Consider the following 12,042-nt stretch of genomic DNA (forward strand, 5'->3'; position numbering starts at 1 on the left):
GTCTGATTCTGAACGGCAGGAGTATAAAAGTAAGCGGCAGCATCCATAAGGGTACATTTATTTCGATAACCTTACCGCCCCACTTTACATCCGAAAGCTTAACAATTACACCTTTAGTAGCGCTGACTCCTGCAGAATATTCTTTCTGTTCATCCTTGGTCCTGTATATAACTTCGGCTTTTGTACCGCCTCGCAGATAAAACGCACCCGGCTTTCCTATATCATGTCTTACAGACACATCAAAATAGGCATTAAACATATCTATGCCGGCTTCTACTTCCAGCTTGGTTTCCGGGCTTAGCTGTTTTTCCCACTGGGCATAAACACCCAGGTCCGGCATGCCTTTTTGCGCCAAGGTATTAAACTGATAACCCAGACTCAGCATAAAATTAACACCCAGAATATCCAACTGGGCCATAATACCGGCTCCGGCGTTCAGCAGGTTCCTGGTCTGTACTATATTCTTGTTGCTTATATATTGATAGTTACCTTCCAGATTCAGATTTATCTTTTGCAAAGATGTGTTGATCCTGTCAAAAAATGTTTTATAAAAATTTTTCAGCATATTTTCTTTTATTTGCAATGATGAACCGCTGAGATCGGACTTGCCTGCAAAAATTTTGTCCATGGATTTGCAGTAGATATCCAGCAGTATTTTCTGATCATTTTTCAGATTTAAAGTACTCATATACATACTGAATTTGTTATCATAATAAATTTGTCTAACCTTCAGACACAAGGCGTGGTTATTGGTTTTTTTACGTAAATCCTCAAGTTTTTTCTCCACATCCTTTTCGCTGGCCCATACCAGCTTGTCGCCTTTGGCTTTTAACAAACCGTTATTTAGAAGCTGATTATAAAGATCTTTATGTTCAGGATTTGCATTTATATCAACCATAAAATATATTTCCGGCTGAGAATTTAAAATAGAATTGATAAACTTGCCGATATCTTTCTTCAAAGCCGCATAAACTTCAGCGCCGATTACCTTTTTATCTACCAGATATTCATCGCCCTTTGGTTTGAACCAGAAGGCCTTAACTCCGGCTGTAAATTTGTTGTCCGCATCCAGTTTCTTTTCATACTGGAGGCCTACTCCCAGTTTCTTACCGCTGATATCATCCAAAGTTTGTTCCTGTGTTACTTTATTTTTTACATTCAGGCCTTCGATATATAATTTTACGTTTTTTCCTATAGGAATAGATAAATTGGCTCCTGTGACTTTACGGTTATCATAGGTTTTTGTACCGACATGAGTTACGTTCATGCCCTTCATGGTCATCTGATATACTTCAAAAAAATCTTTATATTTTATGGCCCATCTGTGAGCGAATGTATCTTTGTAATTTTTATCATGCGGTGTTTCCAGGCGGGCATTGGCACTTAAATTAAAATCGCCTATATCCTGCGAAATCGACGTCTGTGTAGCTGTCTTTTTACCCTGATCAAAAATGGATTGAGCCCTGTTGCCTGTTGTATCGGTAACAATAACCCCTATAAGTCTGGTATCCTGCGGCATATAGTTAAATAAAAATTCCAGATTGGTCTTGGTGGACTCAAAATACTTGGAGAGTTTGGCCTCCAAAGTAACATTACGAACCACTCCGCCCATATTTTTAAGGGCCTGGTTTTCGTCCGCAGTAAAAGACTGGGTAGATTTTACGCCCAGCTGCATTTGCGCATTGGCCAGATAAGGCAATTTGTATATCCAGTTCAGTTCTGCTCTCACAAAACCGGCTTTACCCAGAGGGTTAGGAATCGTCTCGGTAGTACCGTCTCTGTAAGCAATTATAATATGATTTCTGTTCATAGTAATTTTAAAAGGCTGTTTGCCGGAATCTTGCGGTTTACCGAAGATTTCCTGCGAATACATCAGCTGGTTTACCACATCGGCATTAAACTCGATTATTGTATCGCCGGCTTTAAAACGCTCTCTGATCTTGGCATATTCATTCTTATTGAAGTTTAACGGTATAACATCCAAAAGCTTGGTTTCAGCTTCTTTGAGTTTGTTATAAGCGAAAGATATCATGTATGTATCGCTGCCCTGTGTAGAGGGTTTAAACTCATATTTTTTGATTAAAGGAGTAATATAATCCCGAACTTCAGGAACATCTCTTAACTTGTCATAATCCTCTGATTTTCTGAAGGCCGTGCTGTATGTCTCGAACAGCTTATCCAGGTCCTGTCTTAAATTCGGATAATTCTCTCTGGACTGGGATTCGATAATAGTAAGCATCTGTAAGGCATCATTCATACCGGCGATATTTTTATCTTTTAATTGCTGCCAGAATATCTCCGAATAAATCTGAGCTTTAACCAGTGAATACGCATTAGGATTTATTGGTTTATGCTCGTTGCCTCTTTCAAATATGCTCAGGATTTTCCGTAATATCAGGATCCTGTTATCTGACTTGGCCGCAGTTCCGATCAAATATTGTAAAGCCTGCTGATAATTTTGCGGTTCAACTTTTATACCCTGCGTATTCATTTCTTTAGTTTTGGCATTGATCATAATTCCCATAAATTCTTCTCTTACACGTAACTGCAACATTAAAGGCAGGGCATTATAACTTGCGCTTAACCTGTTTATATCTTCCTGCTTATATTTATTGGCTTTCAGGGCTTTGGCCTGGGTTTCTATAATATCTTTTCTCAAAGCGTATTCTTTTTTATCATCAGCGTACAAGCTTTCCATATCCTGCTGGCTGACAAGGTTTAGCGGTTCTTTACCTTTGGCTGTATTGTATCTGAACTGTAAGGCAGCCAAATTCTTTATCTCGCTCTTATATTCATCTTTTATTACGTCAGTTAGTTTTTTTACCTCAGTTATGGCCTGAGCAGCTTTATCAAAATCTTTCTGCTCGATATAAATTTCAGCCAGTTGTCCGTAATATTCCGCCAGTTCGCTTTTTCCTCTTGGTGTGACATCTGATTTTTTTTCGGGTATTAAAGTTTCCTGAATATATTTTATTGCTTCAGCTAAAAGCTGGGACTTGCGTAAAGAACTGAGCTTCTGCATTTTTACACTGTGTTCTTCATAATTACTGCTTTTAGCTTTACTTGCGTTATTAACCTCAAGCAGGTTAACTTCTTCTTTTATAGCCTGTTCCAGGCTCGTTTTTGCTGAAGGGTCACTTGCCAGGAAAACCGGCAGTTTCTGAATAATACCGCATAGTCCGGTTTTATCTTCCAACTTGCATATTTTCGTCTTGTCCAAATATATATCAGCTATTAATGCTTCCAGTGAATCGGTGTTAACCTTGATGTTCTTATTCATATTTAAAACTGCCTGCAAATTTCTGGCTTTATCGAACTGTCTGGTTTCCATAATATACCGTATATAAGACTCAACAATCCTGAAGGCATTGGTAACAGAAAGCTGATATTTGGTACCTGTTTTCTTTTCTTTGGAATAATCGGGGTTTTGCAAATTCTTAATAAGATCGACAAATAATTTATCAATCGCAGTTAAATCAGCTTTGGTTTGAAGATTTTTAAGAGCTACCGATACTTTGGCTTCCAATTCGGAAACCTTTGCGTTCGGAGATGATTTATAGCCTTTTCCTTCTAGTTTACTCTGAATATCCGCCACCTCGGAATAAATAATTTTCCTGGATTCCATGGAATTGTCTTTTTCATTAAGAATTTTGGCTCTGGTTAACTTTAATTCCATTAAATCCTGGTCCGTATATTTATATTTTTGTAATTCTTTGCCTTCAAGCAGTTTTAAGGCTTCGTTCATATAGCCCGCAGCAAAATAGGCCATAATCTTGAGCTTCTGCCTTTGCTGCAGCATATACAACGCCTCTTCTTCGTTTGATTCCAGCTTTATATTTTTTTCGGCTTTTCTTAATACCTCATTTTGATTTACCGGTATCAAATCGTCTCTCAGCATACCGTTTATTTCCTCAGCACTGACGTATTTCTTGTCGCCAATCTTGGCTACAACCAGGCCGGTAACAGCGTCTATGTATTGCCGGGTCAACTTTTTCTGTTCGCCATTTTTCGGAGACTTTCTCTGTTCGCCCAGCTTATTTACAAGTTCATTAAACTTTTCAATCGCTTTGCTGTAATCAGGTTTACCATTCAGGGCAAATCCTTCATATAAGTCCAAATCAGTGAGTGCTTCTTCGGTAATCTTTATTTCACCTTTACTTATATTTCTTAATAACTCTTTTATCTTGCCATAAGCAGCGACTGCCTTTGCATTTTTATTCTTATTGTCTATATCAGCTTTTTCGTTCTTATCGTTGGGATCAAAATATTTTTCTGTCTGCAGATCGTTAATAATGGAAAACATCTCAAACTGCAGTTCATGTTTGGGAACAGCTTTTTTCAAGGCGTCCAGTCTGGCAGCGTTTTCTTTGGGATCTTCGATATTCAGGTCATTACAAGCCCGTAAAAGTCCCAGCCTGATAAAAAATTCAATTTGCGGTTTCATTTTAACAGTGCTGTTTTCGGCTCCGGCTTTAGCCAGAATTTTTTCAAAAACCTGTTTAGCCTGATAATGGTTCTTTTTCAGGAGTTCCAGATTGCCTTGCATCAGAGCGAATTCCGGCTGTTCCTTGAATCCATTACCGCTTAAACTTTTCAAATACTCTTCTGCCTTGGGTATATTTTCTTTTTTTATGTAATAGTTGCCTATCAGCAGGAAATAATTTTCCGGAACAAGTTTATATTTCTTTAAAAATTCCACAAAATTCTTGTTATTCATCAAATCAGCCATTTTTTCCAGGTAGGCCGTGCCCTGTTTATCATCTTCCAGTTCCTGATCAGCTAAAAGTTTGAAAGCTTTAACCAGATTTTTCTTTTCAGTAACCTTTAAATCTTTGCTGTTTATCATATTCAATACCGCAGATGCTGCAGAACTTTCATTGCCTTTCAGCACTTCCAGGCCAAGTTTCCTGGCTTCGGGGTATTTCATAATCCCGATAAGCGCATAAGCTTTTTGAATTTTTATGTCATCAAGTTCGCCGGGCTTAAACTCTATCCCGTTAATACTTAAGGCTCTGTCGGCAGAGTTGATCGCTTCCTGATAGTGATTATTATAAGCGAAATAAGACATCTGCAGCTTGGCCAGCTCTTTGGCATATAAAGATTCAGCAGGCAAAGCACCGATTGAATTTAGAGTAGTCCGATACGACTCATCCGCGTTTTTTGAGTCTTTCAACTTGATATAGGCATAGGCTTTAGTCAGGTTTGCCCAGAATTTTTGTTCGGGAGTGCCGTCACGCAGAATGTTATTGGCTGCCTCGATGGCTTTCTGGGGTTCCTCCGCCCGACTGTAGAATTTCATAAGCAGGCTGTAGTAATCGGCGGAATTAGCAGGGGTAATTTTATTTATAAACTCCCGAGCTTTTTCAATGCAATCTTCATTATCCTGGTCAAGGATACCATTGATAAGACTTTCATAGATCTCAAAAAACATACCAAAATTTTCTTTTATGTACTCCATCTGCTGTTTAGAATCGATAATTTTTGTGAGCATATTAAAATATTTGTTTTTTTGGTTAGACTCCTCTTTCATGTTTTGTTCCAACTTGACTAACAAAATTAAAACTTCCAGATAAATCTTTTTATCATCATTCGACTCAATTTCTACTTTGCCGTCGTCAAAAGCCTTTACAACACTTTCAGCTATTTTATAAGCATTAATGTCTCCTTTTTCTTTTAATATATATGCCTGGTTAAGTTTCATTCTTAACACATCAATCAATTTTAAATCGCCAGGTTCTAAAAAATTTTTTAAATATGAATCAGTTTCGGGGACATTAGGCGTTCCTTTTGTTAAATACTCAAGCAATTTATTGGCTGATTCATATTGCCTGATGTCTGTATAATATCTGACTTTTATATAAGCAAAATTCAATTTCACTTTTTTTAGTTCATCGTTGTTGCTTCCGGGTTTTAAATTTAATTCGTTTATCTCCTTCTGTTTTCCACTTATAAAATCAGCTAATTTTTTAGGATTCTCTAACTTTATTATTTCATATTGGACATTTAATATATTATTAATCACTCCATAATATAAATTTGTATCTTCAATTGTTTTATTCGATTCCGCTATGACAGAATCATAAATATTTTTTGATTTAATAAACAATTCTAAAGCTTCTTTAAGTTGTTTTACTTTTTTATTTCGGCTGTATTCTTTAGTTAATATTTCTGCTTTTACTCTATAAGCATTCATCACTTGCCTACTTGACAACAATGGGATATCCGTCTTCATACCTTCACATGTTTTTATTACTTCATTAGCGTAATCGAAAGCTGGCTTAACTAGGTCTTTATTGTTAATTTTTCTATTGTCTTCGCCAACTGTTGTTTCAGTTTTAAACATATCTGATATTGAATTGATTACCTTTCGGGGGAAGTAGGTTGCTTTTTGATAAGATGCATTCATCATAATCTCATTAATTGTTATATTGTCTTGAACTCCGAGGAAATCTTTACGCTTTTCAGATAGAATTTTGGCTATATTTCTTGTTTGCAAATAATTTTCATTAGCCTGGAAATAATTGAGCGCACACAATAGAAATCTTATATCCATTGACTCAAAATTTTTGCCCTCAATTTTTTCTTTAATTGATTTATTTAAGATATCCAAAGCTTTATCTTTGTCTTTAATCTTATTGAACTGATAAATTGCCAAGTCACTTTCAATACATGAAAGCTCAACTTCTTTCATCCGGGGATTACTTTTATCGGCGTATTCTTTTAACAATACTTGATATTTTTTATAGTCATCGTCTTGCCCTAAAATATGGTTAAGGGTAGATTTCTGTAACATTTCAGAAAAAACATAACCTTGTTTGTCATTTTTAAGTTGGGCTCTATAAGTTTTTTCGCTATGAATATTTCTCAAAAAATTTATAATGCTCTTTTCATAAAATTCAAATTTTTGATCTATTTCAAGGCTATGCTCTGGATTGAATTTTTCAGTGACCACTGCCACATCTGTACTTTCAACAATTTTTATATAACCTTTATTAATGAGCTCTTTCCACAATAATTCACCCCATACCTTATCCTTCATCATTTTTATAGCTGATTCTTTGGTAACTTTATTTTTTTCATCTAATCTCGGATATTTAATCTCAGCTTCAGAAATATTCTTTTTTAAGTTTTCAGCGTCCTTGGATGTTAGGAACTTTTCATAATTTATAATGTTTTTTAATTGTTCAAGAAGAACATTTGTAATAACAAGTTCTTTTTTGTTCACTTCTCGTATTTTGTTTAAATATTGTCTTGCCTCAGCAAATTTACCTTCCGAACATTTATACATTATATTCCGGTGATATATTTCATAAAGAGCAAATTGTTTCACAAGAGCTTCATTATATTTTTCCTCAAGTTCCATTACTGTACTATATTGATAAATTTCTCTCACCCCAGTAAATTTTTGAGCTTCTTTTATTGAATTAAAATCTCTATTATTCAGGAAGACTCTTAATTCACCCTCCTTGTTTGTTTTTAGCTGTAAAGTATTTTTCGCTCCATCAATTGTTTCGTAACCTTGAGGCTCTAAAGAAGATTGGACCTTTAATAATTTCGCTTCAATAACATCAAAGCTGTCTCCACTATTATATGGCTGGCCCCAGAAGCATAAAACTGCTCTTAATGACAGACCCTCAATGGAATCCTGTTTATATATGTTTTGGGTTAAATATTTAATGAAATTTACTATATTGTTTACGTTCTCTTTTTCCTCCGCCATGGGATTGCTAAAGTATTTTTTGGGTATATTACGTAAAATCACAATTAGCCAATTGAATGTTGTCCCTGAACAGAGTCTTGGATACCATTTATCCGGACTGAACAAATAATTTTCACTTAGAAAAAACGCGGAGTTTCTTATCCTCGGATCTAAATTTGATAATACTTTCCAAAGATGTTCTATTTTTTTTGTTCTATTTTCTGGATTTTTTTCCAAAAGCTTTACTTCTAATTCCAATGTCTTCATCTTTAATTGCAATCTGCTTAAAGCCTTAATTGAATACCGTTCGGTGGACTGACCATTTAATGAATAATCATCTATGAACCGGCACACTCTGTTAACAACTCTTAGAGCGTCCTCAGGAGTCTCTCTGTCAATTAATTCATAATAATTATCGGGTAAATAGGCTGGAAGCAATCCATCCCTGAATCTTGTTCTTAAATCATCAAGATATTTTTTGATTAATGGGTCTTTTTTATCTTCACTGGTTATTAGTCGCTCGGGGTGATCCCAGGGTCTTCTTTCCGGTACAACTATTCTGATATCTAAGTCTTCAGCCATTATTATTTACCCCGTTCATTTTAATATTTCTGTTCCTCATTAATATATCGTTATAACTTTGTATTAATTTCTCCAAATATGAACTGACATGCTTAAACGCAAAAGTTCCATCGATGCCTTTTATCTTAAAAATCGGATCATTTTCTATTCCTTGCAACCGTTTTATATTTGTTGTAGTGATAAGCACTTTTTTTATATCAGGTTCAAATTGCATGTAAGATTTATCAAGCTTCAAAACTTTATCTGTATCAAATTTACTTGATACTTCAACTTTTTTGTTGATATTAACTAATATTTGTTGAACGATTTCCTTATTAAAAGTATTTAATCCTTCGATGTCAGGGTTGAAGCCGCACTGAATAAGTTTTTTTGTAATAAATCCGTTGTCATCAATATACCCCTTGACTCGAAGCTCATTGAAAATTCTAAAAGATTTTTCAGACTTTTCTTCTTCTGATGTGTCTGGGAATAATTGTTTAAAGGAATATTTTTTTATATTTTCAATATTATAATATGTAAGATATCCCTTCTTTATAAGTTCAACCCAAGTATCTACTGGGTTAACACCCCTAATACCTTTAAACAAGTCCGGCGTTATCTGCTTATTATCTCCAATTAAATAAATTCTCAATACCGCTTCAGTAAAAAGCAAGTCAGCGTATGCGTCATCAATTCTTTCTTGTTTGGTATATTTTAAGTTTTTCTCTATCTCCTGTAGCTTTTGTTCAGGATTAAATCTGTCTACTCTTTCAATATAAAGAATTCTTTCTAAAATGTTTTTTACATTTTTTTCTATAACCCTGAATTTACTGTCCAATGTAAATTTGAATGAAGGTTCTAATGGATTAAATCTTTCTGATATACTGCCTGCGAAGTTATTTTTTGCTTTTACTATGTACCCTTTGTCCACTAATTCCTGCCATAATTCATCTAAATTCAAATTATTTTCTTTAGCTAATGTGAGAAATATCTCTTTTTTAATCTCGCCGTCTTTATTTATAAACATCCCTAATTCGCTGCTATCACCAAACTTATTTTTAATTTTCTCCAGGTTTTCTATGTCCATTCTGATTTTTAGTGCAAAAAATCTATAATGCTCCATCCAGCTATTCTTATTATCTTCAATAAACCTTGATGACATATTTTCAGACAATCTAACAAAATCCAGGCTGTTTTTACTTAACTCTTTTATATTATTTTTATGAATATCATAATCGGTCCAGAATGACAAACTTATTGACTGAGTTATGACATCAGCATAATAGTCAGGCCTCAACTTCTTAAAATTATTAAATAATGTCCCGTTAAATTTTGTCTTAAAAAGTTCCATCAGTTCTTTTTCTTCTCGAAGATTCTGTTCTTTACCGGTTTTGCTCAAATTCTTCGTATCAAATTTAAATTCCAAATTATCCGGAGCCAGTAGTATCTGATTATGAAAATAGAGTTTATCTAAAATATAGCGCCAATCATTATAGTTGAATTCAGCTTCTTTGAATTGATATCTTGAGTTTGCTTCATATTCTTCCAATTTATTGTGATGCTGTTTAAACAGCAAAACCTGATAGGCTTGATAAAGCATTAAATAATTATTAATATATCTTTTGGGATTCTGTTTTCGTTCAACATCTGTGAGCATCGATAATCGTTCTTTTAGAATATTTACCTTTTTTTCATATGGAATATCATCAGAATAAAGAGCAATAGATATGGCAAAATTAACATATAATTCCGGCAATTTCGCTACATACATTTGAAATTTCAAATACAAATCTTTTTTTTCATCGATTGAAAATAAATCCACAAGATCTCTTTTTACAATTTCACGGGCCAATATTTCTTTTAGATTGGCTGATAATGACATTGCCTCTACGTCATGTACTTTTACTTTATAATCGATATTCCCTATTGCCTTCTTTAGGATATCACCAATCTGACCCTTAATTTCGTTAAATTTTGGATCCAGGTCCTGTAATTTTTTATCTACCAATGATTTCCTTAAAACAAAAAGTTGTTTATCAATATAACCGGCCTTTATCAAAGCATCCTTTACTTCATTAGGGGCAAATTTATTTATTACCGCAAAATCTTTTTCACTGACCGGGGTTTTAAAAGCATCTGAATTTATGTGAATATCACCTAAAGTTAGACTTAACGGTATGTAATTATAACGCCTTAAAACAACATTGAACGGTTTATAATGGTATACAGATTCAGGATCTTTAAACCTGCTGTCAAAAAGTCCTATCAGATCATTAAGGTCTTCTATGCCGGCTTTCTTGTAAATTAAAGCCACCTGCTTCAACTGAGAGCGCTCCTGTGGATCAAGGACATCCCATAAAAGTATTTTTTCCATATACAATGCTTTCAAGACAGAATTTTTGACATTTGTTTTATCTTTGGCTGAAGCTATTATTCTGTTTAGAGCTTTCTTTATTTCTTTGTTTGGCAAACCTTTCATGACTCTCAAAGTTTGAATAAAATATGAAATTATTTCGATATTATTAGTATTATTGTTGATGTCCATCAATTTGTTGGAAAGTTTTTCCGGTATATTTGCTAGTATTTTATTTCCAGAGAACATATTGGCTATCCTGTTAATAACATCCACCGAATAGTATGCGCCAATATAACTTAGAAAAGTTGACTCATAATTTATTTCATCCCTATCAATCAATTTGGTCAGCGTGTCCTCGAAAAGTTTTACTGATTTCTCTACACTCATTTTACTTTTTGATAGTTCTACGCCATACATATAGTGCGTCATCACAGTGAGTTTATCCTGAGGCACAATTTCATAAAAAACAGCAAGTTCCGCAGGATGACTTGCTATATCCTGTTCTTTGAACTCATCCTTTTCCTTATATTTATTTGCTTGATCCGGTGTATAACTCCAGTGCTTAACAAAATTATTCCAGAATTCCCAACCGCTGTTGTCATTTTCCTGAACGTCGGTAAAATGAAAATGATATTTTAATGGTACATCATCAGGCGATAAATGTTTAATATTGCTTAAATAATATAAATAACTATTTTTATTTTTTTCAAGCAATTTACATTTATTATCCAGTTTGCCGTCACATGCTTCGAAATCCTGATCTCCCGTACGCCAGTATAAGCGATAATTATCCATCTCATTATGCGCTGATGCATCCTTAATAACAATTTCTTTATTATCTCTAACGGATATTTTCATGTGCTCGGGTAATGTAAAAACTTTTGCTTTATCCGAACTGATGTCGTACTTGTCCTTCACGGCTGCCATTAAGTGTTTAGTATCTGAAAGTAGTTTATTGAACTGTTTATGCATAAACTCAGACCCTTGAGAATTAGATGTACAACTGTCATTTTTAAAATATTCAGCAATATACTGCAAATATTTATAATTAGGATAAGAAGGATAAAACGAATTCCAGATATAGCCGTTTTCATCTTGTTCAGCGGCTATAAATGCTCCTTTTGACATAAGAAAAAAATTTTGAGGGGTTCCGTCAACATTTATTGAATATGTTTTCATTACCTGATATATAAAATCTTTAGCGTATAAATATATGAAATTTTTTAAATTACTGTCTCCCCAGCCTTTTTGAAGTCCCATAATAAGAGCCGTCAAAAGATCAAGGTCTGCATCGGCGGCCGAAGCATTACCGAAGTTTTTTTGGAACTCGCCTCCGGTATCTTGAATGTTCTTTACTATTTCAATTGAATTATCATGTTTTACAACAGATAGCCAGGGCATAAGTTTAATGGTCTCTGTTTCTTTA

The 12,042-nt window shown here is 34.4% G+C and carries 2 protein-coding genes; both read right to left on the reverse strand.

All coding sequences use genetic code 11. From position 1 onward, the window contains the following. On the reverse strand, positions 1-8,281 hold an 8,281-nt coding region (locus PHV30_08275; protein MDD5457013.1), incomplete at its 3' end, for a hypothetical protein. Next, a partial coding sequence (locus PHV30_08280) for a hypothetical protein (protein ID MDD5457014.1) occupies positions 8,274-12,042 on the reverse strand: 3,769 nt, incomplete at its 5' end. The genes PHV30_08275 and PHV30_08280, both read right to left, overlap by 8 nt.

Source organism: Candidatus Margulisiibacteriota bacterium (assembly GCA_028715625.1).
GTDB lineage: Bacteria > Margulisbacteria > Riflemargulisbacteria > GWF2-35-9 > GWF2-35-9 > JAQURL01.